Raw genomic sequence first — 25,119 nt, 5'->3', positions numbered from 1 at the left:
GTTTTGCCGATTCGTGACGCCGTCTCCCGGTGGACCATCACCCGATGCGATCCACTCGTGGTGCATGCCTACCGTGAGGCAGCCGATGACGAGCTGCGCTCGACGTCCGCTGATTTTCCCGAGTGGTTCGCCCTGTGGGCCTCGGGTGTCCTCGCCGACCTGATCGAGACCCTCGATCCGGAGGACCCGTGGCGCAACACCACCGTCAACGGGGCCGGCACGGTCGTCCTGCCCGACGGCTCGGCCTTCGGGACGTGGCACAACGCGACCGACCTCCTGCCGTTGCCCCCGGAGGGCGACCCGGCGCTGGATGTGGGCCTGGCCGCCGTCGCGCAGCCTCTCTCTCCGGAGTCCGCACTCCTGTGGCATGCGGCCCAGGTCGGCCGCGAGGAGGCCCTAAAGCAGCTGCGGACGATCGAGGTGGGCGGCGCCTACCCCGTGGCCGCGCCGGCGATCGAGCGGGCGATGTTCCGCCGCCGCGTGTTCATGGGCCAGGAAGACGCCTACATCCCGCAGGTCTGCACCGACTGGTCCCTGCGGGCGGACCGGATCACCGCCGGCGAGCCCTGGGACGAGGCCGGTGCCGCGCGCTTGCGTGCCGGTTCCCGCGTGGAGCCTGGCAGCTGGCGCCTCCTCGCCTGACCCTCCCCTCCACTTCCATCTGAGTCGCACGAATTGGCCCCGATCAAGCGTGTTCGGGGTCAATTCGTGCGACTCAGATGGAGGGGGCAACGGGAGACAGGATCAGCAGGCCGGGCCGGCAATCGGGACGCGGACCGTGAAGGTGGATCCGGCGCCCTTCTCCGAGGCCACCAGGATCTCCCCACCGTGCGCGCGGACGAAGCTCTGGGAGATGGCCAGGCCCAGACCGGTGCCCGGGATGGCAGCCTTGCGCACGTGCTCGGTCCGGTAGAAGTTCGTAAAGAGTTTGGCGCGCTCCTGGTCGGTCATCCCGAATCCGGTGTCCTCGACGGCCAGTTCCGCCCAGTCCCCCTTCTCATCCACGCCGGGCAGGCAGCGCAGCGAGACGGTGATCGAGCCACCACCGGGGGTGTACTTGATGGCATTGGACAGCAGATTGTCCACCACCTGGCCCATCTTGACCGGATCGGCCTTCGCCAGGAGATGATCGGGAAGGTCCGAGGCCAGTGTCAGCCCGCTGTGCCGGGCCCGGACTTCAGCGGACTCAACGCTGTATCTGGTCAGCCGGGACAGGTCCACCGTCTGGACGGTGACCTTGGAGCTGTCCGCCGCCGAGTCCAGCAGGCTCGTCACCAGGCCCAGCAATCGTTCGGCATTGCGCTGTGAGGTCGTGAGGAACTGCCGCAGGGTCGGATCCAGGTCCTCTTCCATGGCGAGGTCGAGGTAGCCGATGATCGAGGTCAGAGGAGTGCGGAATTCGTGGGACACCTCGGCCACAAACCGTTCACGGGTCTGGATGGCATCCATCAGGTCGGTGACGTTCTGGAAGACCACCACGGTGCCATCGAATTGGCCGTCATCGTCATACATCGGGGAGGCCGAGACGGAGAGATGCTGTTGGCTGCCGTCCGTGCCGATCGCGATGATCCGGCCGCGATAGTCCCTGCCCTGCAACGCCTGGGTCACTGGCCGTTCGTCCGGCGGGATGGGCGTGAGCCCGTCCGCTTCGAACAACAACAGTTCATGCTCGGCACCGTCATTCCGGCCGGGTGGCAGGCCGATGAAGTGCGTTCGCCGTTGGGCCTGGTTCATGAGGATGTCGTGGCCCTGCCCGTCCACCACCAGGATCCCGACGTCGGAGGTGTCCACCACCGCCTGCAACAGCCGATTCTGTGACTTGGATTTCTCCAGGGAGGCCCGCAGTTCCACGCGCTGCTTGTCCATGCTGCGGGTCAGGATGCTGGCCGCGGCCCCCAAGGACAGCATCATGAACGGCACCATGACCGGCCGGGTCAGGCTCGATTCCATGAGGGCATCCGAGAACGGAGTCGTTCCGGCCAGATACGGCCACCAGCTGACGGCGGCCGTTCCGAGGAAGCCGAGGCTGAGGGCAAGCAAGGGGTAGAGGCCCGACCACGCCAGCCAGAAGACGGGGAACGCCGTCAGGAGGACCATCCCGTCGAGCACGTAGCGCGCGGCGGTCCAGAGCGGAGCGATCGCGACGAAATCGAGCAGCGGGATGATCCAGTAGACCACCGCGGGCAGCCGTTGCCACGGTACGGTCCCCGCCAGCAGCGTCAGCACCATGACGCCGCCGAAGCCGATGGCCAGGTACGGGGATTCAACGGCCACACTCGGATCGAACACCAAGACCGCGACGACCACGAGGATGGTGGAGATCGTCAGCGGCAATTGCGAGAACAGGACTCGGCGCCTCAGCGAGAACTGGCCGAAGTGGCGGCGTCCCCGAGCCTCCTCGGCGGGAAGCATCGTCGTCGGGGTGGAGAGTGACACGGCGTGGCTCCGTTTCGTTGCGGGGCATGAGACGCCCCTACTCCACGATAGCCTTGGACTTCAAACTATCTTGGGGGTGTTTCGCGTGGAGGATCGGCGTGTCGCGGTCGTCGTCGAGGATGACGATGACATCCGGGGGCTCATGGTTGCCCTCCTGGGCCAGTCCGGTTTCGAGGTGCACGAGGCGGCCAACGGGACTGACGGGGTCAGTCTCGTCCGCAGCAAAGACCCCGTGCTGATCACCGTGGACCTGGGTCTGCCGGACATCGATGGCTACGAGGTCACCCGCCAGGTACGCCAGTTCACCGACGCCTACGTGGTGATGCTGACCGCCCGTGGCGAGGAGATCGACACCCTCCTGGGCCTGGACGCCGGTGCGGACGACTACCTGACCAAGCCGTTCCGCCCTCGTGTGCTGCGGGCCCGGATCGAGGCCATGCTGCGCCGTCCCCGCGGCGGTCGCGCCGTTGCCCCGGCCATTCCCGCGCCGCCGGGAGGCATCGAGCAGTCCCGCGAGCCGTCATCGTCCCTTGGGCCCACGGACGCCGGTGCCGCCTCCTCACCCTCCGGTCCGGTGCCCTTCCCGACGACGGCCCTGCCGGCGGGTGCGCCCGGCCCGGAAGCTCCGGGTGGGCAGAAGGCAACCGAGGCATCCGCTGTGAAGCCGGTCCAGATCGATCGACACCTGTCCTTGGACGGACTGGAGCTGTACCCCACGGTGCACCAGGTGGTGGTGACGGGCCGTGAGATTTCGTTGACGCCGACCGAGTTCCTGTTGCTGGAGACGTTGATGCGCAGCGGCCGCGTGGTGCGGTCGAAGTCGGAGCTGTCCCGGATCATCCGGGGGGACGAGCCGGACAACGGGACGTTCGTCTCCCAAGCGGACGAGCGAACCATTGAGGTGCATCTGGGCAACCTGCGCCGCAAGCTCCAGGACGATCCGAAGACGCCGCGGTGGGTGCAGACCGTTCGCGGCGTGGGCTACCGCATGGCGGGCAGCCCGCAGGACGTCCGCTAGGCACCTGACCGGCAGAGGCCGGCACCGCCGGCGCGGGAGGCGAACTCAGACCCTTTGCCCGGTCGCCACGCCCACTTGCTGGAGAAACAGCCGTAACTGCCGGGCGGTCTCGGCGGCCAACTGCCGCAGTGCTCCCATGATCTCGGCCAGACGATCCATGCCGGGCCAGTGGACGGGGGCGGGCGGGCAGTTCGCGAAGTCGTCCTGGAGACGGGCCGCCAACGTGGACAGCGCCTGGGCACCGGCCATGGCCGAGGAGGTCTTGAGGCTGAGGACGGCGTCCATCCAGTCCTCGTGGTCCTGGGCGGAGAGGGCGCGTTGGAGTCGTTCGACGCGCTGGTCCAGCATGGCCTCATAACGGCGGATGAATCCGCACAGCATGTCTGTGTCGCCCAGTTGTTCCCCCAACCGGCCCAGCGCATCAGTATCGAGTACTGGTGCAGTGGTCATGAACCCATGATGCTCTACCACCCGCAGGACCACGCCGGGATTTCCCCAAAGCTTTGCTCAAGAACCAGGCCGGTCACGCCGCCCAAAGGAAACCTCAAGATCGGCACGGGAAATCTATGGGAATCCTTATGGCGATCCGACATCAATCCGGAGGACCACCTTGAGCACGAGGGCCTGAAATGAAGGTCATCAGGAAGCCGTGATCGGCAGCGACATCCCCGTCACCCGAACACCAGGACTTCCGATCCGTCTCAGTAATCGACGCCGGAGCTGGCATCCCCGCCAGCCCCGGCGAAGATCGTTCTCAACAAGGGGTTTTGACATGAAGAAGATGACCAAGGGCGCTATCGTCACCGGCCTGGGCGTGGCCCTCCTCCTCGGCGGTGGGGGCACCCTCGCCGTGTGGAACACATCCCAGACCGCCGATGCCGGATCCATTTCGACCGGCGCCATGAGCCTGACCCCTAGCAAGGGCGTCTGGACCACGAATCTCTCCGAGAGCCCGATCCCGGACATCTCCACGTACCGCATGGTTCCCGGAGAGAAACTGACCTACACGCAGGACGTGGCGGTCGGACTCGAGGGTGACCATCTCACGGCCGCGTTGTCCGTGGACACCGACGATGTGACCAGCGGCTTCAGCAACAACCTGAAGCTGGAGTCCTTCGCGGTCACTCCCCAGGGCGGGACGGACGTGCTGATCGGCGCAGACACCGCTTCGGCGGTCGTCGAGGACGGCAGCTACACGGCCTCCGCCACCCTGGCCTTCAACGCCAACGGCACCGAGGACATGAGCAAGACCCTGGATCTGTCCCAGGTCCGATACGTCTTGGACCAGCAGGCACCCCAGCCCGTCCGGTGATCCGGGTCTGAAGAGGGCCACCTGGTCCTGACCATCCACGGTGCTCCGCCCCCGCCCCCTCACGGCCCGCCATCGCAGCCTTTACCTCCCGAGGAGTTGACATGCGCGTCAAGACGTTACTGCAGAGCGCAGCAGTCATCGCCCTGGCACTGGTGGCGGGTCTCTGCGGGGTCGGGGGCACCTGGGCCCTCTGGAACACCACCGCGCCAACGAACTCGGGCACCGTACAGTCGGCTGACTTCAGAGTCGAGCTCAACGGCACACCGATGACCGTCAACGGCGTGGCCGCCACCGTGGCCCTGGAGGATCCGGGCACGGCACTGACGCCGACGACCCCGGCCTACTCGGTAGTCACCGTGAAGAACGCCACGAATGCGAGCGCGCCCTTCTCGATCAGGGTGGCTGCAGGCCAACCGCACGTGACGTCCGCGAACGCCGCCCTGCCTGCGTCGGTCACAGTCCGGTCGGCCCTCATGCCGGCGTCCCAGAGGTGTGGCGACGCTGTCTACGCCTCGGCGCCGGCCACCACCACCATCACCCAGGGCGCCACCGAGCAGATCTGCCTCCGGATGACTCTCCCGGAAAACGCCCCCGAGACCCTGGCCCGCGCCACGGCCACCGTGACCGTGCCGGTCACCGCGACACAGGCCCAGTGAGGACCCAGTCATGAGCCTTCGGCCCCGCCGGACCCGCCATCGGGTCCCCACCTGGCTGCAGTGGATCGGCCAGACGCTGTCCTTCGGATTCCTGTGCGTCTCGGCTCTGGCCGCGATCGTCCTGATCATCATCCCGCTGGTCTCCGGATCACAGACGTACTCCGTGTTGACCAACTCGATGGCCCCGTCCTACCCGGCGGGTACCTTCCTGGTGGTCAAACCCACCCCTGCCGACGCGTTGCAGGTGGGTGACGTCATCACCTTCCAGATGGAGTCCGGCCGGCCGGAGGTCATCACCCACCGGATCACCGCGCTGACCGCCGGTCAGAACGGCGAACGCCTGCTCATCACCCAGGGGGACAACAACGACGAGGTGGATCCGCAACCCGTCCAGGACATCCAGGTGCGCGGAACGCTGATGTATGCCGTCCCGTACGTCGGCTTCCTCGCCAGTGCGCTCGGACAGACCGACCGCGGCGGGATGATCACGGCCCTTGCCGTCGCCCTGATCGCCTTCGGTGCCGTCACCATGATCCGCGGGGCCATCCATCACCGTCGCGAAACGCGGGACGGTGTGCTCATCACCGGGGCCTCCGATGCGTTGGATGCGTCCGTCACCACCCCGGCCGCAGAGTATGCAGTGGATCCTGACCGGACAGAGAAGGTGCATCGATGAGTGCCGAGCGCCGTGGCGGACCGTCCCGCCGGACCTGGAGGACCGCCGTCGCGGTCTTCCTCACCGTGTTCCTCGGCGGGCTCAGCCTCTCCGGTGCGGCGGCCCTGTGGTCCCAGAGCGGCACGGTCACCGCACGGGTCTCCACCGGCTCGTGGGGAACGAACGGTGGTGACGACGGTGGCAGCACCGGCGCGGACGGGGCGGTGCCCGTCAACCTGGATTCCCGTCTGGCCTACTCCTCGGCACCGGCGTCCGCGACGTCAGGATCGTTCCGCTACGACGGCCCCACCGGCCTGGGCTTCTGCCATGAATTCCGCGTCACCAACACCTCTGCGACAGCCGTCACCTGGTCGATCACCTTTGATACCAGCAAGGGACCCTACTGGGGATTGGATCCGAGGAAGGTCAAGGAGGGCGGCGTCGGTACTCTCCGGAGCCTCTGGGAAGGGGCGACCACCGGTTACGATCGCACGTCCGGTCACTGGACCCTCGGCGGCGTGGGCCACAACCGAACGCTGGCTCCCGGAGCCTCCACCACGGTGGGCTACTGCGCCAATCCGGCCATGCCCGCGGTGGATCCGGCCACGTTCGCCGCCCCGAAGGTCAGTGTGGATCCCAGCAGCAACTCCTACGGTGTTGCCCTGCGGGTACGCGTCTCGTCCGGCTCGAGGTTCCAATTGCCCTGGGCCGCTGAGGTCGATCTCGCCGACCATGTCTGTGCCTCGACCCTCCCCCGGACGATCACCGCGGAGAACGCCGAACTCACCCGCATCAGCGGGACCCGGTACCGTCTGAGCGGCACCGGAGCGTACCGGCTCATCGGCAATGGCCATTCCCAGGACTTCGTCTTCGCCCGGTACAACCCCGGCGGGAAGCCGTTCCAGCCGGGCAGCTGCCCCTAGGTTCCCCTCGTCTCCTGGCCGCGGTTGAGTCAGAGACCGGACGGGCCTCGCCGTGGGACACCGTCCGCGGTGATCAGGCTCGCGACGTGGCGCGTCAGGCCAGCAGGCGCCGCCGCATGATCAGGGCGTCCACCCGGGCGTTACCGCGCTGGGCGTCCCCCGGGTAGTAGCCGGCGCGCGTGTGGATGTGCTCAAAGCCGTGACGCGCGTACAGCTGCTGGGCCCGCGGGTTGTCCGCGCGCACCTCGAGCAGCAGGTCCCTCGCCCGGCGACGCCCGGCCTCGGCCACCATCCACAGCAGCATCGCCGTACCCAGCCCGCGGCCCTCGGCCTCGGGAGCCACGGCAATGGTCTGCACATCTGCCAGCGGCGGCACGCACATCAGCCCGCAATACCCGAGCACGACGTCGGCGGCCTCCCCCGCGTCAGGGTCCCCCTTCCCCCTGCCCTGCTCTCCCCCCATGACTTTGCGGGCAGAAACTACCGGTGATCTTTGCCCGCAAAGTGCCGGGGGGCCGGTGATCACGCGGTAGTCGCGGGTGCCGCCGTCGGCCTCTGGGACGGCGTGGGCGAGTTCCTCCTCGAAGAAGGACAGCGGCCAGGCGTCGAAGGGGAAGAGCCGCTGTTCCAGGGCGTGCACGGCCGGCAGGTCGGCCCACTCCAGGGGCCGCATCGAGTATCCAGCGGGCAGCACGGGGTCGGCGGCGGTCCGAGCGGTCGCGTCGAACTCGTCCACGGGCTCGGCAGGAAAAGGCATGTGGGCCATTCTACGAATCACGCATCACCAGAGGCCCGCCGCACTCTCCGCTGTCCCTGATCCGGCGCTAGGGTGACGGGGTGAGCAGCAACGAAGCACGATCAGCATGACATCAGTCAAGGCCACCCACGGGGGGCAGCGTACGCACGGCCTGGCTGATCGATTACTCGAGATCGCCCGCCGGCCGACCTTCCTCTCCGCCATCACCCAGACCATCAAGTGCGTGATCGCGGCCACCGCGGCCTGGTGGTTCTCCATCACCGTCCTGGAGACCCAGATGCCGTTCCTGGCACCCTGGACGGCTCTGCTGACGGTCCACGCCACGGTGTACCGGTCACTGTCCCACGGCGTGCAGACGTCCATTGCCTCTGCCCTCGGCGTCGGGCTGTCCTTTGTCATCGGCAACCTCCTCGGGGTCAATGTCTGGACCTATGCCCTGGCCCTGCTGGTCGGCATGGTGGCGGCCCGCATCCACTGGATCCGTGACGAGGGAATCGCCATCGCCACCACCGCGATTTTTCTCCTCAGCAGCGGCTTCGAGGATCAGGAACCCCTCTTGCTCGACCGTATGATCGAGGTCGGCGTGGGCGTTGCCGTGGGCATCGCCGTCAACCTCCTCATCATTCCGCCGCTCCGGGACCGTCAGGCGGCCAGCTACGTGGATTCCATCAACCGGCGCATGGGCAGCGTCCTGGAGGAGATGGCGGACGAGTTCTCGCAGTCCTGGGACACGGACCGGGCCGAGGCCTGGATGTCCGAGACCGGATCCATGGAAGATGACACCCGGACCGCCTGGGAGTTTGTGCGCTTCGCCCGCGAGAGCCGGCGTGCCAATCCTCGGATGTATCTCCGACGCCACGGCGTCAGGCTCCGCACGCCGCTGACCGGGAACGGGAAGGAGGACGACTACGTCGAGATTCTCTCCCGCGTGGACGAGGGCGTCTCCCACCTGCGGCATCTGGCGAGGACTCTGCATGAGGCCACCTACGCAGAGGGCGCGTGGAACGACCGCTTCCGCGACCAGTGGTCAATGATCCTGCGCGATTGCGGACGCTCGATCGCCGACCCTGACGCCGAGGTGGAGCCGGTCAACGACCGGTTGACGGACCTCTCGGAGTCCATGTCCCAGGACCACGACCTCCCGCGGTCCGCCTGGCCCGTCTACGGCTCGCTGATCACCAGCCTGCGGCACCTCGCCGTCATCGTCGATGACGTGGCCTCCACCCGCAAGGCCCGGGAAGCCAGCGCTTGACCGGCCGATCGCAGCTGACGCGGATCCCCAGCTCGAACGGCTCCCGGCCGCCCTCGACGGAACCGCCCGCGGACACGGCCCCTCCGCCCGTGCCCCGCGACGAATGGCACCGTGCCATGGCCGAGGCCCCAGGCGCGGCGTGGCAGCAGGACGTCTCCGTGCTCGTGATCGCCGCCCATCCCGACGACGAGGCCATCGGTGCCGGACGCCTCCTGGCCGACCATGTGGGTCCGGTGCGATGTGTCACTCTCACGGCCGGAGAACGCTGTCACGGGAACCACGCCGATCTTGATGGCGTGGCCCGAAAACGGCTGCGGGAATGGGCCGAGGCCCTGAGTGTCCTGGGCGTGACCCCCGTGGAAACCCGGCGCTGGCCCGACGGCGGACTGGCGGGGCATGAGGGCGAGGCCGCCGAGGCGGTGGCCTCGTTGGCCGCCGAGGCCGACGTCGTCCTCGCCCCGTGGCGGCACGACCCGCACCCCGACCACGAGGCAGCCGGGCGCATCGGTGCCGCGGCAGCGCGGCGGGCGGGGGTGCCGCTGCTGGGTTACCTCGTCTGGACCCCGTACTGGTTCCCTGCGGCCGAGATCAACCGCCGGGGTGCGACACTGCTGGTGCAACCGACATCGACGCGGGCCGGTCGTCTCCGCACCGAGGCCATCGCCCGCCACCATTCCCAGGTCAGGCCCCAACACCCCGCCATCCGGCCCGTGGTGCCGTCCGAGCTGGTCGACCGCCATGAACGCCAGCTTCTCGTGTGGGAGCCTGATGACCAGAACGCCTGATTTCGACGCGCTCTACCGCTCCGACGCGGATCCCTTCGCGGTCGGCTCCAGTTGGTATGAACAACGCAAGATCGCGGTGGTCCTGGCGTCCCTGGCCCGGCGGGAGTATGCCCTGGCGTGGGATGCCGCGGCCGGCACCGGCCACCTTGCCCTGGATCTATCGGCCCGTTGTCGCCGCGTCGTGGCCACGGACGCGTCCGCGGTGGCCGTCGCGGCCCTGAGCGAGCAGGGGACGGAGGTCTGCTCAGAAGAGGCGGTTGACGATTCTCCGGAAAGAGCGTGGGTGCCGGGGACCGGGCGACTCACCGTCCGGCAGTCGGCGCTGCCCACCCTGCCGGCAGAGGCCCAAGCGGCGGATCTCGTCATCGCCTCCGAAGTCCTCTACTACCTGCCCCGTCCAGCCCGCGCCGCCACGGTACAGATGCTCTCCGGCCTGGATGCCGAGATCGTCACCGTACACTGGCGCCATCTTCCCGGGGACGCCTACCTGTCGGGTGAGGACTGCACGCGGGAAGTGGACGTGGCCCTGACTGCTGCTGGGTTCCTCCGTGCGGTGCAGCACGAAGACCGGGACTTCGTCCTCAGCACGCACCTGCCCGCCTCAACGCCACCAAGGGAGTTGCCATGACGCCGTCCCTCGGCCTGAAGGCTCCTGCGCCGTTCGACCTGCCGGCGGGACTGCGCGAGACCACGCCGACATGCCAGCGCGCCGCGATTCACCACGTGGCCGGCCAAGCCGAGTGGACCGCTCTCGACTGGCCCGGCCTGGTGGAGGCGCTGATGGCCTTGGGCCGAACGGACATCCCCCTGGCCCGCCTCACGGAGGGGCATGTGGATGCCCTGCGGGTCATGGCCGAAGCCGGTGCCACGCCAGACCCAGACGCGCTCTACGGCGTCTGGGCGTCCCGCTCGGGCGGCACCGGCCTGTCCGGCAAGCCGGTCCGCGGAGGGTGGCACCTGACGGGACGGCTGCTCTTCGCCTCGGGGGCCGGCGTGCTGGACCGCGCCCTGGTGACCGTCTGGCCCGAGGAAGACCGTCATCTGCTGCTGGACGTTGCCGTCTCAGACTGGTCCTTCGACACCAGTGCTTGGCGCACCCGCGCCATGGAGCACTCCCGCAGCCATCGGATCGAGTTGGACGCAGTGGTCTCGGCTCGGCAGATCGGGGCGAACAACTTCTATCTGACGCGGTCATCCTTCTTCCCCGGTGGTGTCGGTGTAGCCGCTGTCTGGACCGGTGGGGCGGCACGCGTGCTCGATCTGCTCGCCCAGAGCACGGACGTGCCGGCTGCTGTCTCTGACCCGAGACGAGTGCGGCTGGGCCGTGCCCGCACCGATCTGGCCTCGGCGGTGGCCTTGGTCCGCCAGACCGCCATCGCCCTGCGTGCATCGGAGGTCGGCGGCGCACGTGACTCGGCAGGGCAAGGGCAGGCGGCGGAACACCAGGAGCGACTCCGCACTCTCGCGACACTGTGCCGGGCCGGCGTCGGCGCCGCGGTCCGCCGGATCCTGGAGGAGGTCCGCGCCCTGGCCGGCCCCGCTGGCCTGGCTTTCGATGAGGATCTGAACCGAGCCGTGGACGACGTGGAACTCTACGTCGCCCAGCAGAGCCAAGACGGCGACGCCGCGTACGTGGGAGGATCTGGATGACCGAACCCGCAGCGGCAAGGCCGGCGCTGACCGGCTGGCCGGTGGAGGTCATACCCTCGGCGCCCCACCCACCGGTGGACATCATCGTCGCCATTCCGGCCCACGACGAGGAACTCCTGTTGCCCGGCTGCCTGAACCACGTGGCTGCCGCCGTCACATGGGCCCGAGCCATCGGCGCGGTAGACCGGGCCGTCATCGCCGTGGCCGCCCATCGTTGCGCCGATCGCACTGCACAGGTGGCACGGGCGCGACTGACCGACGCTGAGCCGGACGTGGAATGGATCGTCATCGAAGACCAGGCCTCCGCCACGGTCGCCGAGGTCCGCCGGACTGCCGTGGATGCGGCTGTGCCGCTCTTGGACCAGTCCAGCAGCGCATGGCTGTTCAACACGGACGCCGACTCGCTGGTTCCTGCCGACTGGATCTCCTCCAGCCTGGCCGTGGCCACCGCGAACGGGGCAGATGCCGTCGCTGGACTCGTCGACCTTCTGGACTGGAACCCCCCGGCGGCGGCCCGGCACGCGTATGAGCTGCTGGTGACGCGCGGCATCCACAGCGCCGGCCATGACCACGCCTATGGGGCCAACCTCGTGGTCCGTCTCGACGCCTACCAGACCGTCGGCGGGTTCACCCCGCGGAGCCACGGCGAGGACCATGATCTCCTCCGGCGGCTCGGGGCGGCACGCTTTCGGGTGGCCACGCCGATGTTTCCCCGTGTCAGCACCTCTGGCCGGGAAGATCCCCGTTGTGCCGATGGCCTGGGCTCCCTCCTGCGCCGATTGGCCGAGACGTCCGACGCCGGATAGCCGCCCGGCACCCAGACGTTACGAGAACGCTCGGTGTCGAGACACGCCGATCACGTCGACGCCCATCGTGTTCGTATCATCCCGGGTGCGCGACGAGCGCTCGTGGTGCCTTGCCCTCTCGGCCCTGGATGGCATAGGACTCGTCCATGGGTACCCGCATGTTCGTGGCCGTCTACCCGCCCGAGGACGTCCGCGAGGAACTGGCCGAGTTCCTCTCCGTCCGCCCGGGCCTGACGTGGACCGGCCCGGAGCAGATGCACCTGACGCTCGCGTTCTTCGGCTCCGTCCCGGACCGTTCCCTTGATCCCCTCGAGGAAAACCTGGACGACGCCGTCCGGAGTGTCGAGTCCTTCCCCTGCGGCCTGCACGGGGCCGGGGCGTTCCCCCACCCGGACCGGGCCGCGGTGGTGTGGCTGGGCGTCGAGGACGGCGCCGAGGACCTGACCCGGCTGGCACGGAAGGCGCGCGGGGCGGGCAACCGGGCCGGCGTCGCTCCTGATGGCAAGGCCTTTCATCCCCACCTGACCCTGGCGCGCCCGGGTCACACGAATGCCACGCGGTGGATCCGCGTGCTGGAGACGTTCAGCTCGCGGATCTGGACGGTGCATGAGGTCCATCTGGTCGAGTCGACGCTCCAGGGGCATGGCCACCGGCCGCGGCATCGGATCGTGAAGACGGTACCTTTGGCCCCCTGACGGGACGGGCGGGCCTCGGTAGCGTGGACGGTGCCACGCCGTGCGCGGTCGGCGTCTCTCACGGTCTTCCGGCGGCCACGGCACGAGGAGAGGACACATCATGACCGCGCGATTTTCCCCGAGGAACACCCCGCTCCGCACGACGACGGCCCTCTTGGGCCTGGGCGGCATCCTCGTCCTGGGTGCCTGCGCACCCGAGTCCGCCTCTGAGACGACACCGGACGGCGGTGCGTCCGCGCCCGGCGGCGGCGTCCAGTCCCCGAGCCCCGGAACCACCGAGGGCGCCGAGACCACGGACACGGTGGCCGCCGATTCCACGAGCTCTGGTGGTTCGGGCGGCTCTGGCGCGGAGGGCTCCGGTGCCCCCGCTGACTACACCGCGAGCATGCAGGACATCGAGGGTGAGGTCGGCACCGCGCAGATCCGGGAGATGGACGGGGCCATGGAGTTCACCGTGGAGCTCTCCGGCATGGAGCCCGGCTTCTACGGCCTGCACGTCCACGAGATCGGCGAATGCAACCCGGACAGTGCCGCCCCGGACGACCCCTCCGAACTGGGGGCCTTCCTCTCGGCCGGCAGCCACATCGGTGCTGACGAGTCCGACCACCCCGACCACGCCGGGGACCTGCCTCCCATCCTGGTGCAGGAGTCCGGGGAGGGGCTTCTGACCTTCCACACCGACCGGCTCACCGCCGAGCACCTGCAGGATCAGGACGGTGCCGCGATGATGCTGCACTCCGAACCAGACAACTTCGCCAACATCCCCGAACGCTATGCCCCGGACGGCCCGGACGAGGACACCACCGGGACCGGCGACGCGGGCTTCCGGTGGGCCTGCGGCGTGGTCGAGGCGGCCTCCTGAGCCACCCCCCAGTTGTGAGCACGCCCGACGTCGAGAATCGCCGAGTCAGACGACGGTGACCGTGCTCGCAACTCGTGACTGGCGGTGGATGGCCCGGCGTAGGCGTTCGAGGAATTGCCGTGCACCATTGCTGCGAAAGATATCATCAGCGGCTTTGACCGATTCCCAGCCGTGGTCTGTGAAATCGCTGTCTCGCTTGATGTCGCTATTCAACTGCGCGGCTTCCCCATGACCGCGTCCGTCGTACTGAATCGCGATCCGCCACTGGGGATAGTGCAGATCCGGCCGTCTCTTCAGGGTCGGTGAAAGCCAGACCTCCCGGTTCACCACGGGTTCGGGCAGTCCGGCATCAACGATGATGAGGCGAAGCAGGGTCTCGGCAGGAGAGTCCACGCCTTCACGGATCAGTTCCCTGGCGTGGCGGGCGGCGTTGATGCCCTTGGTGCGATGACGGCGCCCCAGCACAGCATCGACCTCGGCCAAGGTGCACAACGGGTTCGCTCCCAAGACCCCGTCCGGGCGGGCGGGGCCCTTGCTTCTCTGCAGCAGGGCGTCTCCCGCGGCGACCAGCCACACCGGATCCTTGATCTGCGTGGAGAGGTCCACCCAGGTCCGCTCTGGTGTTGTCAGCCGCAGCCCGGAAAGCTCCACCACGTCCTCGTCGACCAACCCGGCCTTATGCCCATGGATTCCAGGTCGACGCCTGGCCCCGGATTCTCCTTTGCGGCCCGTGACGTGGATCGGCCAATCCTCCTCCAGATGGTGCGGCAACCACAGGCCCCACAATCGCGCAGCTGTCGAGTGGCTCAGATAGTGCTCCCCGGGCAAGGACGACACCGCTTCGACCACTTCGCGCCACGGAAGATCTCCGAGGTCCCAGAGTCTGATACCCGGCGTGGGCACCGCCAACCACCGGTGCCGCAGTTGGTACTCGGTCATCCCAGATGCACGGGCTTCCTCAACGGTGAACACCGTCTTGGCCACGGCGTCTCGAGCCAAGTCCTGCCTCGCTGCACCCTCCTCGAACGCGGTCGAGTCGGTTCTATCTCTCCAGTCCATGGACACCAGCGTTGGGCATCCTGCCCTTCCCTGCAGAAGTTATCCACAGATCGAGTGACGAGCAAAGTCATGAGCACGCCCGACGTCGAGAATCGCCGATGAACCCTCCGCCGATCGTGCTCATGACCCCAGGGGGGCAGTGAGCATCGAGGCCGTCACCCGCACTTGTCAGAGCAAGGAGATGACCTCGTCCAGCATCTGCTCCGTCAAGCGCCCGGTGAAGGTGTTCTGCTGGGACACGTGGTAACAGCCGATAACGTGCACCTCCCGTGGACGGCCGTTGCCGTTGCCGTTGCCGTTGCCGTTGCCGTTGCAGGGAACCGTGAACACCGTCCGGGCCCCGTGGCCGAATTTCGCCCGGGGACGCGGCAGGACCCAGCCGATGCGCGCCGCCGCGGCGTGCAGGGACTGCCAGCCGATGGCACCGAGCACCAGGATCGACTCCACGGAGGTGGCCAGCTGCAGTTCGCGGTCCAGCCACGGCCCGCAGGCGGCTCGCTCGTCCGGTGTCGGTTTGTTGTCCGGCGGGGCGCAGTGGACCGGGGCCACCATGCGGAGGCCCCTGAGCCGCTGCCCGTCCCCGGCGGACACCGACGTCGGCCGGGCGGCATAGCCGGCCCGGTACAGGGCGGCGTGGATCCAGTCCCCCGAGCGGTCGCCGGTGAACATCCGGCCGGTGCGGTTCCCGCCGTGAGCGGCCGGGGCGAGTCCCACCACGAGCACGCGCGGTTGCTCATCCCCCAGGGACGGCACGGGCCTGCCCCAGTAGGGTTCGCCGAGAAATGCCTTTCGCTTGACCACGGCCACCGATTCCCGCCAGTCCACCAGCCGCGGGCAGGCGCGGCACACGGAGACCCGGGCGTCGACGTCGGCCAGGGACTGAGCCGTACCCGCCAGCCTCCGGACCTGCGCGGCTGAGGTGGCGGCCGGCGTCGTGGGCCCGGCGGGGTCCTCCGGCCAGCCGCTGCCGGGCGGTACGGGTGAGGAGAACGGTTGGCCGGTCAGCGGATGCGGCAGCGGTGGGGGCCCGGCTTCGCCCCGGGGCAGTCCTCCATCGCGAGGGGCGCCGCCGCCCGAAACCCCGCTCAGGACTGCTGTTCCCGGAGCCGATCGATGTGCTCGGAGGCCTCGGCCTTGGTCAGGTCCGCGGGCAACTCCTCGCCGGCCTGTTTGGCGAGGGTGTCCAGGTAGGAGCGTTGCGCCTCCGTCATCGGGTCGTCTCCGCTGACCCAGTCGGCCGGGTCCTTCTCCAGGGCAGGGTCCTCGGCATCACCGGTCGCACCGATGGTCTCGGCCTCCGAGCCGGTGGCCGATTCTGCGGCGGTGCCCTGCCCGAGGACCTCTGCCTCTTCCTCCGGGTCCGGGAACTGTGCGGGTGTGGTCGTCATCAGTGGCTCCTTCGTTCGGTGGTCTGCGGCTGTGATGCACATGCTAACGCCCTCCACGGACACCCTGGCCAGCACCAGGGCCGCCGGAGGAATACCTTCGGTAGGTCGGCACGGCCTTCGGTGCCGGGCGGACTTACAGTGGGCAGTGCACGGCAGGTGGAATCCGCTGCGCCGCGCACCAGCACGACAGGTCGGTCACAGGCCCCGAGAACCAGGAGTACCTGCATGAGTACAGAGATCCAGCCCGACACCGGTCCCCCGCGGACTGACGGTGCAGAGGTGAAGGGCCCCTGGACTGACGGCCTGGGCCGTGCCGGGGCCCGAGCGGGGCAGACGCTGCTGATCGCCGCCGTCGCGGTCGGGGTGATCGCGGTGCTGCTGCGCGTGAGCGTGGTCGTGCTCGCCGTGCTGGTGGCCCTGATCCTGGCCTCGGCGGTCTCACCCCTGGTGCGCTGGCTGGTCAGCAAGGGGTGGTCGCACCTGCTGGCCACCCTGATGTCCTTCCTCCTCATCCTGCTGCTGGTGGGAGGCGTGGTCACCGGGGTGGTGTTCGCCATCCGCAACGAGTGGGACTCCCTGGTCTCCTCGGCCATGGAGGGCTGGCAGCAGCTCCAGGACTTCGTGACGTCCGGCCCGCTGCCCATCGACGCCTCGCTGATCGACGACGCCACCCAGCAGGTCAGCGACTTCCTGGCCAGCGGTGACTACGCCAGCGGCCTGGCCAGCGGCACCCTCACCGGGATCTCCGCCGCCACCAACTTCCTCACCGGTCTCGTGCTGATGATCGTGGTGCTGTTCTTCTTCCTCAAGGACGGCTCGAAGATCGTCAACTTCACGCTGCGCTGGTTCCGGGGCGAGACCCGCGCCAAGCTGGCCGAGTCCGTGGACCGCGCCTCCGGGGTGCTCGGCGGCTACGTCCGCGGCACCGCCACCGTGGCCGCGGTGGACGCGATCCTCATCGGCATCGGCCTGTTTGTCATCGGCGTCCCGCTGGCCCTGCCCCTGGCCGTGATCGTCTTCGTCGGCGCGTTCATCCCGATCGTGGGAGCCACCGTGGCCGGCATCCTGGCTGCCCTGGTGGCCCTGGTGACCACCGGCCCGCTCGAGGCGCTGATCGTGATCGCCATCGTGGTGGTGGTCAACCAGCTCGAGGGCAACCTGCTCCAGCCCGTGGTGATGGGCCGGACCCTGAGCCTGCACGCCTTGATCGTGCTGCTCGCCCTGACCATCGGCACTCTGGTGGGCGGCATCTTCGGCGCCATCCTGGCCGTGCCCTACACCGCCGTGGCCTGGGCCGTCATCCAGGTGTGGACCACCCGCTACCAGGCCGGCGACGACCCCGTCTTAGGCAAGGATCCCCTGTCCCCCAAGGACCGCCCCGCCCTCAAGGCCTCCGCCGACCAGCGCTCCAAGTACCGGCGGCTGCGCCGCGAGAAGGTCAGCGGTGATGCCCTCGGCGTGGCCGCGGAGACGTCAGGCTCGGAGTCGGCTCCGGCGCAGGACACCTCCGGTGCCTCTGGCGCCTCAGGCGCCTCGGGGTCCACGGAGGCGCCTGGCCCCTCCGGATCCAAGGAGTCCTGACCCTCTCGACTGTCCCCTCTCGCTTTGCGGGCAAAGATAAGTACTTTTCTTTGCCCGCAAAGTGGTGATCACGGTCCCTACGACGCCGACGCCGCCCGACGGCGCCCGGCGGCTGCCGCGTCGGGCCTACCGTTCGCCGGTGCCGGCCTTCTTCCGGGGACCCGGCACCTTCGCATCGGATTCGCGCAGGTACAGCGGCTGGACCGGCAGGATCCCCCGGCCCCGTCGCAGGGCGAGTTCGCCGACCAGGCCGAGCGAGCCGGCGTCGGGCACGGCGGTGGAGAACTCCGCAACCGCGGCGAGGGCATCCGGGTACAGCCCGGCTCCGGCGCCGTAGGCCGGCAGCGGGGTGACCTCGGCGGGAGCCGTGACGAACGGCCCGTGGAGGCGCTGGAACTGACCGCCCACGGAGGCGTAGTGGGCCCAGTAGACCTCACGGCGCCTGGCGTCGGTGGCCACCACGAACTCCTCGATCCCGGCTCGGAAGGCCTCCTCGGCCGCGGGCAGCGCGATCGCGTCCAGGCTCATCACCCCGTGAACCGGCAGCCACCACGCGAACGCAAGGGAGCGCGCCGTCACCAGCCCGGCGCGCAGCCCGGTGAACGGCCCGGGCCCGACGCCGGCCACCACCGCCCGCAGATCACTCGGCTCCAGCTTCGCTTCCGCGAGAACCCGGCGTACCGCCGGCGTGAGCACCTCGGCGTGGGTGTTGGTCTCGGTGGAGGCGTAACGGGCGAGGACCTCGCCGTCCCGGACCACGGCCACACTGGCGGTGGCGGAGGCGTCGAGGGCGAGCAGGGGGCGGGAGGACTGGTCGGGCATGGGATCCAGTCTACGAAGCCGAGCTGGGGCAATATTCCGGCCGACGTGAGGTCAACGAACCGGCCGCCCGCTGCTGACAGGGGGTTGTCCCTCAGGTTAGCGTCAGGCGCATGATCGATGCGACAGCCCTGCGATCCATCGCCCGTGATGCATATGCGTATGGATACGCGATGGTGGAGAACTATCGCACCCTCTACGAACAGGCTGTCGATGCCCACGATCCCCGCTTTACCGGTGGCTTCGGCCAATTCCGGCATTATTCCGAGCCCTTCACCCCGGCCAATACCGACATCGTCACGCCGAACAATGACACCCCTTACTCCTGGGGGTGGTTTGATCTCCGCGTCGAACCGTGGGTCATCACCGTTCCAGCCATCGAACGCTTCTACATCCTTCCTTTCCACGACCTCTACACCGTGTACGCCGGATACGTCAGCGCCGCCACCACCGGCACCGGCCCGGGCCGCTACCTCCTGGCCGGACCGGCATGGACGGGCGACACCCCTGAGGGCATGGACGGGGTCATCAATGCATCCACAGACATCGTCGGTTGCCTCGGCCGAACGTCCTTCACCGACGGCGACGTCGACGAACTCCGGCGTATCCAGCATTCATACGCCGCAGTGCCCCTGCACGAGGATCAGGCGTCACCAGCCCCCACGGCTGCAGAACCGGTTCAGTGGCCAGTCTGGGAGGAGGAGGCGTCCAGCACCATCCGCTTCTATGACTACCTGGACCACCTGCTGCAATTCGCCCCAGTCCTGGACGAGGACCGGGACATGCGCGATCGGATGGCTTCAGCTGGGTTGGATGGTAGCGGAACTTTCAAGACCAGTGCCCTCAGCCTCAATGAGAGGGCAGCGTTCGAGCAAGGCATGGCAGAGGGCATGGAGCACCTGGACGACGTAGCGCAGCGGACCGCGAGTTCGACCGGGCTGTTCGGCACACGTGGCGACATGGCAGGCCTGTATGACAACCGCAACGTCGGGGCCAAGAAGGGACTCTACGGTCTCCCTCCGGCGATCGCCTGGTACGGCGGATGGCTCGTCGACTCCAGGGGCGACAGAATCGCCGGTGGAACCGACTACGTCATCACCTTCACCGCCGGCCAGCTCCCGAAAGCACGCTTCTTCTGGTCGGCGACGCTGTACACGCTTCCGCAGCGTCTGCTCAACGCCAATGAGATCGATCGATACTCCGTCGGCGACCGTACGCCAGGCCTCCACTACGGCGATGACGGTTCCCTGACGCTCTACGTCCAGCACCACCGACCTGATGACCCTGAGGAGGCGGCGAACTGGCTTCCTTCGCCCGCAGGTCCCTTCACGGTCATCATCCGCGCTTACGGAGGCGACGCTGACATCGCGGAGGGGACCTACCATCTCCCCGAGATCACTCCCCGCTGAGGTACGTGGTTCAGCAGGCGATCCACAGAAGAACTTCTCTTCCGGAGGCACCCGCTGATCGCGCCCGATTCTCCGGTGAAAGGACTCCATGCAATTATTCGATCCCCGCAACCGCGAGACCACCGGCGAGATGGCCCGCGTCTATGCCATTTTCGAGGTGCTGCACACCATCGCCGACTTCTTGGCCGCCGGCCTGTTCGTCATCGGCAGCATCCTGTTCTTCAGTGAGTCAGCCCAGACGGCAGGCACCTGGTGCTTCCTGGCCGGGTCCATCTTCTTCGCGCTGAAACCGACGATCCGCCTGACCCGCGAGGTGCGCTTGGCCTCCCTGCGCCGGGTCGACCGGCTGGCCCAGAAAGCGCCTGAGGCTCCGGGAGACCTTTTCTCCGGCCCTCAGCACTCGCGGTGATCCACCTCCATACCCGGCCCCTCGCCCAGCCCTTGCCCAGGCCTTGCCCAGCCCTTGCCCAGGCCTCACCCCGCCAGCCGCCGGATTCCCTCCAGGATCGCGGCGTGCACCCGCCGGTCACCGAGCGGCAGGAAGTGTCCTCGCGTGCCCAGCTGCACGTTGTGAGCCCCCTCCAGACAACTGCCCCCGGGGATGTGCGGGTCGAACCGGCCATAGATGGAGACGATGTCCCGGTCCACGTGGCTGCTGGCACTCAGCTCGGCCAGCTCCGGGGAGTTCGGCAGGAACACCCGCAATGCCGGCAAGGGCAGCAGCCGGGCCAGCGGCGAGCCGGTGAACGGCGTGTTGACCGCCACGAGGCCTCGGATCGCACCACCCTCATGGTGGTGCGCCAGCAGCAGCTTGCCGACCAGGCCGCCCTTGCTGTGGGCCACCAGCACGCAGCGGCCCACCCGCTCCCGGCGGAGATACCGGTCGACCAGGTCTGCCATCTCCTCGATGGTTCCCCCGTTGTACCGCAGGTCCGTCACGGCGTGCACGTCAAAGCCGTTCTCCCGCAGGGCGTCGGCCACCGGAAGCATGAACGTCCAGCTCTCGTAGATACCGGGGATGAGCACCACCGCCGGCTGACCGGTCCCGGACTGGCGATAGGCCTGCGGGTCGTAGCGGTGCGCCACCCCGGCGGCCTGCCGGCGGAGCGCGTAAACGTAGTCACGGATCCAGGCGGCGAGGTCCACGCCGATCTCAGCGACGTTCATCGGCCCACGGCCTTGAGGAAGCGAGCGCAGGCCGCGGCGAGGTCGTGCGGCCGGTTGTACTGTACGGCGTGAGGCGCGTCGGGAATCTCGACCAGGCCGGCGTCGGGCGCCAGGCGCACCAGGTCCACGGCCCAGCCGTGCGGCGCGATGGGATCCCGGTCTCCCCGGACCACGAGCCCCGGGATCTCGCAGCGGATGATCGCCTCCTCGATCCGGTCGGCGAGCATGTGCCGCGCGGTGCGCAGGTATCGCAGCGGACCCATCCGCAGGTAATTGCGCAAGACCACGGCATTGTTCGCCGCGGGCTCCCCGAAGCTGTCTCGCAGCAGCCGCCAGGCCAGGGCCGGCAGGCTGTGCGCCGCCGGATCCACCGTGGGGCCGATCAGCACGTAGCCAGCACACAGTCCCGGGTTCCGCGCGAGCGTGTCCACCACAATCTGACAGCCCATGGAGTGACCCACGACGACGGCCCCGTCCAGTCCCAGCGCCCGGATCACCTGGGCGAGAACCTCGCCCAGTTCCGGAACGGTCAGCGCCCGTGGCGGAGTGGGCGTGGTGCCGTAGCCGGGCAGGTCCAGGGCGAAGACATCGTGGTCAGTGGCCAGCGTGTGGGCGAACGGCAGAAAGTACTCCCCCGACATCCCGATGCCGTGCACCAGCACCACGGGCGGGCGTTCCGTCCCGGCCGTCTCACCGGTCTCTGGATTCTCGTTCTTCTCGTCCTGCGCCCGCCCGAACGTGCCGCGAACATCCACCGTGTGCCCGCCGGCGTGCAGCCGTCGCAGCTCCAGCCCGTGGCCGCGCCGGAAGGGTGAATCTCTACCGGTCGGAATCTCGCTGGGCTTTCGAGTCGGTCTTCGGGTCGTCACCGGCGGTGGGCTGCGGCTCGTAGTCGGCCTCACTGTCGTCGTCAGGATCGAGATCGACCTCGCCGCTGCCGTCGGATCCCAGGTCGGCGTTCTCGTCGTCCGGGTTCACCTCGGGCTGCCCCTGTTCGTCGCGTGGCATGCTCATGCGCGTCTCCTTCCTCGGTCCTCCGTCGCGGATGCGAGAACCATGTCAGATCGGCGGCCGACGTGCCAGCGTGGCCCGCTTTTTGCACCGTTCAGCGACTCTGGGCGGCCGGGCAGTTTCAGCCGACCGAGCGTGCCTCCCGCGTCTGCCGCGCCTCCCACGCCTGCCGGGCGCTCCAGGCGGAGGCCACCATGTCCTGCACGGAATGCCGCGTGGTCCAGCCCAGGTCCCGCGCGGCCAGTGTCCCATCGGCCACGATCCGCGCCGGATCCCCCGGCCGGCGGTCCTGCACCTCGGGCTCGAAGTCGATCCCGGTCACCGACGCCATCGCGTCCATGATCTCGCGGACGGAGGTGCCCGCACCGGAGCCCAGGTTGTAGACGGGCTCCACGGGCTCCCCCGCCTCCAGACGCCGCGCCGCCGCCACATGAGCCTCGGCCAGGTCGGCCACGTGGATGTAGTCGCGCACACAGGTGCCGTCCGGCGTCGGGTAGTCCGCGCCGTTGATCCGCGGGGTCCTCCCCGCCACCAGCGCGTCGAAGACGAGCGGGAACAGGTTGTGCGGGCTGGTGTCGCTGATCCGGTCCGTGCCCGAGCCGACCACGTTGAAGTAGCGCAGCGAGGTGTGCCGCAGCCCGGCCGCCCGAGCCTGGTCGGCCAGCAGCCACTCGCCGATCAGCTTGGTCTCCCCATAGGGCGATTCCGGCACGGTCGCACTGGCCTCGGTCACCAGCTCTCCATCCGGCGTACCGAACGTCGCGGCGGACGAGGAGAACACCATGTTTACCACGCCGGCGCCCTCCATCGTCTCCAGCAGGGCCACCATCCCGGTGACGTTGTCCCGGTATGTGCGCAGCGGCTTCCGCACGGATTCCCCGGCGTACTTGTACCCGGCAATATGCACGACGCCGGCCACCGGGTGGGCGGCGAACGCGCCGTCCAGCGCGGCCCGGTCGTTCAGGTCAGCCTGGACGAACGGGACGTCCTCCGGCACGAATCCGCGGTGTCCGCTGGACAGGTTGTCCACCACCACGGTGTCGATCCCGACGGCCCGAAAGGCCTCCACCACATGGGCGCCGATATAGCCGGCTCCGCCGGTCACCATCCAAGTCATACCGCCAGCTTACGGAGTCCGCCTCTCCATCCCGACATTGTTGCAACTTGTTCGCAATTGCATTTAGAGTGCTGGTCATGAACACATCACTCCCGCCCTACCGCACCTCTGCCATCTCCGCAGGGACACACCCTGCCATCGCCTCTGGCACATCACGCACGCCTCACACCCGCCGGGCCCTCTCGGTCGCCGCCGTCGCCGCCGTTGCCCTGGCACTTTCGGCGTGTGCACCGGGAGCCGGAGCTGGCGGCGGGGACTCCTCCGCCGAGACCGCAGGCGACTCGGCCACCGCCGAGTCCACAGACGGCGCAGATGCCGCTGAACCCGTCAACGCCGCGCAGCGGGACTCCCGCGCCGAGGTCCCCACGCTGAGCCCGCGTGTGGTCCTCAGCCACGATGGCGGACTGGTGACCCTGGACGGCGAGACCGGAGAGATCGTCCACGAGGAAGAGCTGGACGGCTTCCTGCGCCTGAACAATGCCGGGGACGGCCAGCACGTCATGGTGTCCAATGGGGACCAGTTCGAGGTCTACAACTCGGGCATCGATGCTCAGGGTCACGGGGACCACTTCCACTACTACGAATCGGACCCCGGACTCAGCGGCATCGAGTTCGCCGCTCCCTACGCCGGGCATGTGGTGGTCCATCACGGCCTGACCACCCTGTTCGGGGACGGCGACGGATCCATCCAGACTTTCACGTCCGAACATCTGAAGGACGGACAGCCGCGCACGGAGTCGACCGCCACGGACGATCCCCACCACGGTGTGGCCCTGCAGCTCATCGACGGCACCCTGCTGACCACGCAGGGCACCGAGGAGGGGCGGAACACCGTTCAGGTGAAGAGCACCGGGGACAACGGCGAGGTCCTGGCCGAGACCACCGACTGCACGGGTGTGCACGGTGAGGCGGCGGCCGCCCCGAACGAGAACGGGGATGTGGTGGTGCTGGGCTGCGAGGACGGCCCCGTCATCTACCGCGACGGCGAGTTCCACAAAGTCGCCGCCGAGAACGAGTACCAGCGCACCGGCAATCTGGCCGGGTCCGAGGACTCGTCGGTGATGCTCGGTGACCTGAAGACCGACGCGGAGGCCGAGTTCGAGCGGCCCACGCAGGTCGCGCTGATCGACACCCTGACGGATTCACTGCAGACCGTGGACCTGGGCTCCTCCTACTGGTTCCGCTCCCTGGCCCGCGGCCCGGAGGGTGAGGCTCTGGTGCTGACCTATGACGGCGAGCTCAACGTCATCGACGAGGAGACCGGCGAGATCACCGCCGAGATCCCGGCCATTGAACCGTGGGAGGAGAAGGAGGAATGGCAGCAGCCCGGCCCCATCGTGAAGGTCGCTGACTCCATGGCCTACGTGACGGATGCCGAGAACCAGCAGCTCGTGGTGATCGACCTGGAGTCCGGCGAGGTTGCCCACGAGTTCGACTTGGAGGTCACCCCGGTGGAGATGGCCGTGGTCACCGGTCACCCGGAGGCCCCCGAGCACGAGGAGGGAGCCGCCACCGCCGAGCACGAAGAGGAAGCCACCGACGAAGAGGGCCACGAAGGCCACGATCACTGACCACCAGTAACACCCCCCACTTTGCGGGCAGAAATGAGTACTCATTTCTGCCCGCAAAGTGCTGTCAGCGGGTGGCGGGCATCTCCGGCGTCGGCAGCTGGTGGGTTCCAGTCTGGGGCACGCCCAGTACCTCTCCCCCGGCGCGGGCGGCACCGCCGCCGTGGGACAGCACCCACAGGGTCTCCCAGAC

General features: G+C 68.5%; 28 protein-coding genes. 17 read left to right on the top strand and 11 right to left on the bottom strand.

The window, feature by feature from the left end; all coding sequences use genetic code 11:
* Positions 1 to 3: 3 nt before the first annotated feature.
* A complete protein-coding gene (locus tag RUH65_RS06470; RefSeq protein ID WP_313816484.1) occupies positions 4 to 642 on the top strand; it encodes a hypothetical protein in 639 nt (212 codons plus the stop codon).
* 102 nt (positions 643 to 744) lie between these two features.
* On the opposite strand, the gene RUH65_RS06465 is transcribed toward RUH65_RS06470, so the two are convergent.
* Positions 745 to 2,436, bottom strand: coding sequence for an ATP-binding protein (locus RUH65_RS06465; RefSeq protein WP_313816483.1), 1,692 nt, complete (start codon positions 2,434 to 2,436; stop codon positions 745 to 747).
* 85 nt (positions 2,437 to 2,521) lie between these two features.
* On the opposite strand from RUH65_RS06465, the gene RUH65_RS06460 reads away from it, so the two are divergent.
* Positions 2,522 to 3,454: a response regulator transcription factor gene (locus tag RUH65_RS06460; RefSeq protein ID WP_313816481.1), complete on the top strand. Its 933-nt coding sequence runs from the start codon at positions 2,522 to 2,524 to the stop codon at positions 3,452 to 3,454.
* A gap of 45 nt (positions 3,455 to 3,499) precedes the next feature.
* Here RUH65_RS06460 and RUH65_RS06455 read toward each other — a convergent pair whose 3' ends face one another.
* The gene (locus RUH65_RS06455; protein WP_313816479.1) at positions 3,500 to 3,904 is read right to left on the bottom strand and encodes an Hpt domain-containing protein; all 405 of its coding nucleotides are present in this window, start codon (positions 3,902 to 3,904) and stop codon (positions 3,500 to 3,502) included.
* Between the two features lie 322 nt (positions 3,905 to 4,226).
* Between RUH65_RS06455 and RUH65_RS06450 the strand changes: the two genes are divergently transcribed.
* The 4 genes from RUH65_RS06450 (at position 4,227) to RUH65_RS06435 (ending at position 7,000) form a co-directional block, all read left to right on the top strand.
* Entirely contained in the window at positions 4,227 to 4,766 is a 540-nt protein-coding gene (locus RUH65_RS06450; RefSeq protein ID WP_313816478.1) for an alternate-type signal peptide domain-containing protein, read from the top strand.
* Between the two features lie 101 nt (positions 4,767 to 4,867).
* The gene (locus RUH65_RS06445) at positions 4,868 to 5,422 is read left to right on the top strand and encodes a hypothetical protein (RefSeq protein ID WP_313816477.1); all 555 of its coding nucleotides are present in this window, start codon (positions 4,868 to 4,870) and stop codon (positions 5,420 to 5,422) included.
* Between the two features lie 10 nt (positions 5,423 to 5,432).
* The gene (locus RUH65_RS06440; protein WP_313816475.1) at positions 5,433 to 6,098 is read left to right on the top strand and encodes a signal peptidase I; all 666 of its coding nucleotides are present in this window, start codon (positions 5,433 to 5,435) and stop codon (positions 6,096 to 6,098) included.
* On the top strand, positions 6,095 to 7,000 hold the full coding sequence (locus RUH65_RS06435) for a hypothetical protein (protein ID WP_313816474.1): 906 nt from the start codon (positions 6,095 to 6,097) through the stop codon (positions 6,998 to 7,000). The genes RUH65_RS06440 and RUH65_RS06435 overlap by 4 nt, the downstream gene beginning before the upstream one ends.
* 94 nt (positions 7,001 to 7,094) lie before the next feature.
* On the opposite strand, the gene RUH65_RS06430 is transcribed toward RUH65_RS06435, so the two are convergent.
* Positions 7,095 to 7,673 carry a GNAT family N-acetyltransferase gene (locus RUH65_RS06430; RefSeq protein ID WP_396179720.1) on the bottom strand — a complete coding sequence of 193 codons (579 nt, stop codon included), beginning with the start codon at positions 7,671 to 7,673 and terminating at the stop codon, positions 7,095 to 7,097.
* A 190-nt stretch (positions 7,674 to 7,863) separates the two neighbouring features.
* Here RUH65_RS06430 and RUH65_RS06425 point away from each other — a divergent pair, with 190 nt between their 5' ends.
* The 7 genes from RUH65_RS06425 (at position 7,864) to RUH65_RS06395 (ending at position 13,807) form a co-directional block, all read left to right on the top strand.
* Positions 7,864 to 9,009, top strand: coding sequence for an aromatic acid exporter family protein (locus tag RUH65_RS06425; protein WP_313816472.1), 1,146 nt, complete (start codon positions 7,864 to 7,866; stop codon positions 9,007 to 9,009).
* Positions 9,010 to 9,125: 116 nt separating this feature from the next.
* Positions 9,126 to 9,794: a PIG-L family deacetylase gene (locus RUH65_RS06420; RefSeq protein WP_313816470.1), complete on the top strand. Its 669-nt coding sequence runs from the start codon at positions 9,126 to 9,128 to the stop codon at positions 9,792 to 9,794.
* A complete protein-coding gene (locus RUH65_RS06415; RefSeq protein ID WP_313816469.1) occupies positions 9,778 to 10,422 on the top strand; it encodes a class I SAM-dependent methyltransferase in 645 nt (214 codons plus the stop codon). The genes RUH65_RS06420 and RUH65_RS06415 overlap by 17 nt, the downstream gene beginning before the upstream one ends.
* Positions 10,419 to 11,444, top strand: a complete 1,026-nt coding sequence (locus RUH65_RS06410; protein ID WP_313816468.1) for a hypothetical protein — start codon at positions 10,419 to 10,421, stop codon at positions 11,442 to 11,444. Before RUH65_RS06415 ends, RUH65_RS06410 begins: the two co-directional genes overlap by 4 nt.
* Positions 11,441 to 12,250 (top strand): glycosyltransferase family 2 protein, encoded by an 810-nt coding sequence (locus RUH65_RS06405; protein ID WP_313816466.1) that lies wholly within the window; start codon positions 11,441 to 11,443, stop codon positions 12,248 to 12,250. Before RUH65_RS06410 ends, RUH65_RS06405 begins: the two co-directional genes overlap by 4 nt.
* A gap of 146 nt (positions 12,251 to 12,396) precedes the next feature.
* The gene (gene thpR / locus RUH65_RS06400) at positions 12,397 to 12,945 is read left to right on the top strand and encodes an RNA 2',3'-cyclic phosphodiesterase (RefSeq protein WP_313816465.1); all 549 of its coding nucleotides are present in this window, start codon (positions 12,397 to 12,399) and stop codon (positions 12,943 to 12,945) included.
* A 100-nt stretch (positions 12,946 to 13,045) separates the two neighbouring features.
* A complete protein-coding gene (locus RUH65_RS06395) occupies positions 13,046 to 13,807 on the top strand; it encodes a superoxide dismutase family protein (RefSeq protein WP_313816464.1) in 762 nt (253 codons plus the stop codon).
* A 45-nt stretch (positions 13,808 to 13,852) separates the two neighbouring features.
* Here the strand turns inward: RUH65_RS06395 and RUH65_RS06390 are convergent, their stop codons facing one another.
* From RUH65_RS06390 to RUH65_RS06380, 3 genes are all read right to left on the bottom strand, one after another.
* Positions 13,853 to 14,791: a hypothetical protein gene (locus tag RUH65_RS06390; protein ID WP_313816463.1), complete on the bottom strand. Its 939-nt coding sequence runs from the start codon at positions 14,789 to 14,791 to the stop codon at positions 13,853 to 13,855.
* 243 nt (positions 14,792 to 15,034) lie between these two features.
* Positions 15,035 to 15,883, bottom strand: a complete 849-nt coding sequence (locus RUH65_RS06385) for a uracil-DNA glycosylase (protein ID WP_396179718.1) — start codon at positions 15,881 to 15,883, stop codon at positions 15,035 to 15,037.
* Between the two features lie 68 nt (positions 15,884 to 15,951).
* Positions 15,952 to 16,254 carry a DUF3072 domain-containing protein gene (locus RUH65_RS06380; RefSeq protein WP_396179711.1) on the bottom strand — a complete coding sequence of 101 codons (303 nt, stop codon included), beginning with the start codon at positions 16,252 to 16,254 and terminating at the stop codon, positions 15,952 to 15,954.
* A 225-nt stretch (positions 16,255 to 16,479) separates the two neighbouring features.
* Here RUH65_RS06380 and RUH65_RS06375 point away from each other — a divergent pair, with 225 nt between their 5' ends.
* Positions 16,480 to 17,835, top strand: coding sequence for an AI-2E family transporter (locus RUH65_RS06375; RefSeq protein ID WP_313816461.1), 1,356 nt, complete (start codon positions 16,480 to 16,482; stop codon positions 17,833 to 17,835).
* Between the two features lie 126 nt (positions 17,836 to 17,961).
* On the opposite strand, the gene tsaB is transcribed toward RUH65_RS06375, so the two are convergent.
* Complete coding sequence (tsaB, locus tag RUH65_RS06370; protein WP_313816460.1) at positions 17,962 to 18,657, bottom strand: tRNA (adenosine(37)-N6)-threonylcarbamoyltransferase complex dimerization subunit type 1 TsaB; 696 nt, start codon at positions 18,655 to 18,657, stop codon at positions 17,962 to 17,964.
* A 110-nt stretch (positions 18,658 to 18,767) separates the two neighbouring features.
* On the opposite strand from tsaB, the gene RUH65_RS06365 reads away from it, so the two are divergent.
* Together RUH65_RS06365 and RUH65_RS06360 are read left to right on the top strand one after the other, a co-directional pair.
* On the top strand, positions 18,768 to 20,063 hold the full coding sequence (locus RUH65_RS06365) for a DUF1254 domain-containing protein (RefSeq protein WP_313816459.1): 1,296 nt from the start codon (positions 18,768 to 18,770) through the stop codon (positions 20,061 to 20,063).
* A gap of 88 nt (positions 20,064 to 20,151) precedes the next feature.
* The gene (locus RUH65_RS06360) at positions 20,152 to 20,472 is read left to right on the top strand and encodes a YrhK family protein (protein WP_313816458.1); all 321 of its coding nucleotides are present in this window, start codon (positions 20,152 to 20,154) and stop codon (positions 20,470 to 20,472) included.
* Positions 20,473 to 20,537: 65 nt separating this feature from the next.
* Here RUH65_RS06360 and RUH65_RS06355 read toward each other — a convergent pair whose 3' ends face one another.
* From RUH65_RS06355 to galE, 4 genes are all read right to left on the bottom strand, one after another.
* A complete protein-coding gene (locus RUH65_RS06355) occupies positions 20,538 to 21,230 on the bottom strand; it encodes an alpha/beta hydrolase (RefSeq protein ID WP_313816457.1) in 693 nt (230 codons plus the stop codon).
* Positions 21,227 to 21,985 carry an alpha/beta hydrolase gene (locus tag RUH65_RS06350; protein WP_313816456.1) on the bottom strand — a complete coding sequence of 253 codons (759 nt, stop codon included), beginning with the start codon at positions 21,983 to 21,985 and terminating at the stop codon, positions 21,227 to 21,229. Before RUH65_RS06350 ends, RUH65_RS06355 begins: the two co-directional genes overlap by 4 nt.
* A gap of 64 nt (positions 21,986 to 22,049) precedes the next feature.
* The gene (locus tag RUH65_RS06345; protein ID WP_313816455.1) at positions 22,050 to 22,244 is read right to left on the bottom strand and encodes a hypothetical protein; all 195 of its coding nucleotides are present in this window, start codon (positions 22,242 to 22,244) and stop codon (positions 22,050 to 22,052) included.
* Between the two features lie 118 nt (positions 22,245 to 22,362).
* Complete coding sequence (gene galE / locus RUH65_RS06340) at positions 22,363 to 23,358, bottom strand: UDP-glucose 4-epimerase GalE (RefSeq protein ID WP_313816454.1); 996 nt, start codon at positions 23,356 to 23,358, stop codon at positions 22,363 to 22,365.
* A 77-nt stretch (positions 23,359 to 23,435) separates the two neighbouring features.
* Between galE and RUH65_RS06335 the strand changes: the two genes are divergently transcribed.
* On the top strand, positions 23,436 to 24,929 hold the full coding sequence (locus tag RUH65_RS06335) for a PQQ-binding-like beta-propeller repeat protein (protein WP_313816453.1): 1,494 nt from the start codon (positions 23,436 to 23,438) through the stop codon (positions 24,927 to 24,929).
* The last annotated feature ends 190 nt before the right edge of the window (positions 24,930 to 25,119 follow it).

It is taken from the genome of Citricoccus sp. (assembly GCF_032154715.1).
Classification (GTDB): Bacteria; Actinomycetota; Actinomycetes; order Actinomycetales; family Micrococcaceae; genus Citricoccus.
The sequence above is the reverse complement of the archived record's forward strand: the minus strand, read 5'-3'. Positions and strand labels throughout refer to the sequence as shown.

What these genes read in the sequence shown, in the direction of transcription:
- RUH65_RS06365 (WP_313816459.1), top strand. Translation starts at nt 18,768, where the DNA reads ATGATCGATGCGACAGCCCTGCGATCCATCGCCCGTGATGCATATGCG.
- RUH65_RS06420 (WP_313816470.1), top strand. Translation starts at nt 9,126, where the DNA reads ATGGCCGAGGCCCCAGGCGCGGCGTGGCAGCAGGACGTCTCCGTGCTC.
- galE (WP_313816454.1), bottom strand. Translation starts at nt 23,358, where the DNA reads ATGACTTGGATGGTGACCGGCGGAGCCGGCTATATCGGCGCCCATGTG.
- RUH65_RS06455 (WP_313816479.1), bottom strand. Translation starts at nt 3,904, where the DNA reads ATGACCACTGCACCAGTACTCGATACTGATGCGCTGGGCCGGTTGGGG.
- RUH65_RS06430 (WP_396179720.1), bottom strand. Translation starts at nt 7,673, where the DNA reads ATGCGGCCCCTGGAGTGGGCCGACCTGCCGGCCGTGCACGCCCTGGAA.
- tsaB (WP_313816460.1), bottom strand. Translation starts at nt 18,657, where the DNA reads ATGCCCGACCAGTCCTCCCGCCCCCTGCTCGCCCTCGACGCCTCCGCC.
- RUH65_RS06435 (WP_313816474.1), top strand. Translation starts at nt 6,095, where the DNA reads ATGAGTGCCGAGCGCCGTGGCGGACCGTCCCGCCGGACCTGGAGGACC.
- RUH65_RS06410 (WP_313816468.1), top strand. Translation starts at nt 10,419, where the DNA reads ATGACGCCGTCCCTCGGCCTGAAGGCTCCTGCGCCGTTCGACCTGCCG.
- RUH65_RS06405 (WP_313816466.1), top strand. Translation starts at nt 11,441, where the DNA reads ATGACCGAACCCGCAGCGGCAAGGCCGGCGCTGACCGGCTGGCCGGTG.
- RUH65_RS06415 (WP_313816469.1), top strand. Translation starts at nt 9,778, where the DNA reads ATGACCAGAACGCCTGATTTCGACGCGCTCTACCGCTCCGACGCGGAT.
- RUH65_RS06345 (WP_313816455.1), bottom strand. Translation starts at nt 22,244, where the DNA reads ATGAGCATGCCACGCGACGAACAGGGGCAGCCCGAGGTGAACCCGGAC.
- RUH65_RS06425 (WP_313816472.1), top strand. Translation starts at nt 7,864, where the DNA reads ATGACATCAGTCAAGGCCACCCACGGGGGGCAGCGTACGCACGGCCTG.
- RUH65_RS06445 (WP_313816477.1), top strand. Translation starts at nt 4,868, where the DNA reads ATGCGCGTCAAGACGTTACTGCAGAGCGCAGCAGTCATCGCCCTGGCA.
- RUH65_RS06450 (WP_313816478.1), top strand. Translation starts at nt 4,227, where the DNA reads ATGAAGAAGATGACCAAGGGCGCTATCGTCACCGGCCTGGGCGTGGCC.
- RUH65_RS06395 (WP_313816464.1), top strand. Translation starts at nt 13,046, where the DNA reads ATGACCGCGCGATTTTCCCCGAGGAACACCCCGCTCCGCACGACGACG.
- RUH65_RS06375 (WP_313816461.1), top strand. Translation starts at nt 16,480, where the DNA reads ATGAGTACAGAGATCCAGCCCGACACCGGTCCCCCGCGGACTGACGGT.
- RUH65_RS06360 (WP_313816458.1), top strand. Translation starts at nt 20,152, where the DNA reads ATGCAATTATTCGATCCCCGCAACCGCGAGACCACCGGCGAGATGGCC.
- RUH65_RS06335 (WP_313816453.1), top strand. Translation starts at nt 23,436, where the DNA reads ATGAACACATCACTCCCGCCCTACCGCACCTCTGCCATCTCCGCAGGG.
- thpR (WP_313816465.1), top strand. Translation starts at nt 12,397, where the DNA reads ATGGGTACCCGCATGTTCGTGGCCGTCTACCCGCCCGAGGACGTCCGC.
- RUH65_RS06355 (WP_313816457.1), bottom strand. Translation starts at nt 21,230, where the DNA reads ATGAACGTCGCTGAGATCGGCGTGGACCTCGCCGCCTGGATCCGTGAC.
- RUH65_RS06380 (WP_396179711.1), bottom strand. Translation starts at nt 16,254, where the DNA reads ATGACGACCACACCCGCACAGTTCCCGGACCCGGAGGAAGAGGCAGAG.
- RUH65_RS06440 (WP_313816475.1), top strand. Translation starts at nt 5,433, where the DNA reads ATGAGCCTTCGGCCCCGCCGGACCCGCCATCGGGTCCCCACCTGGCTG.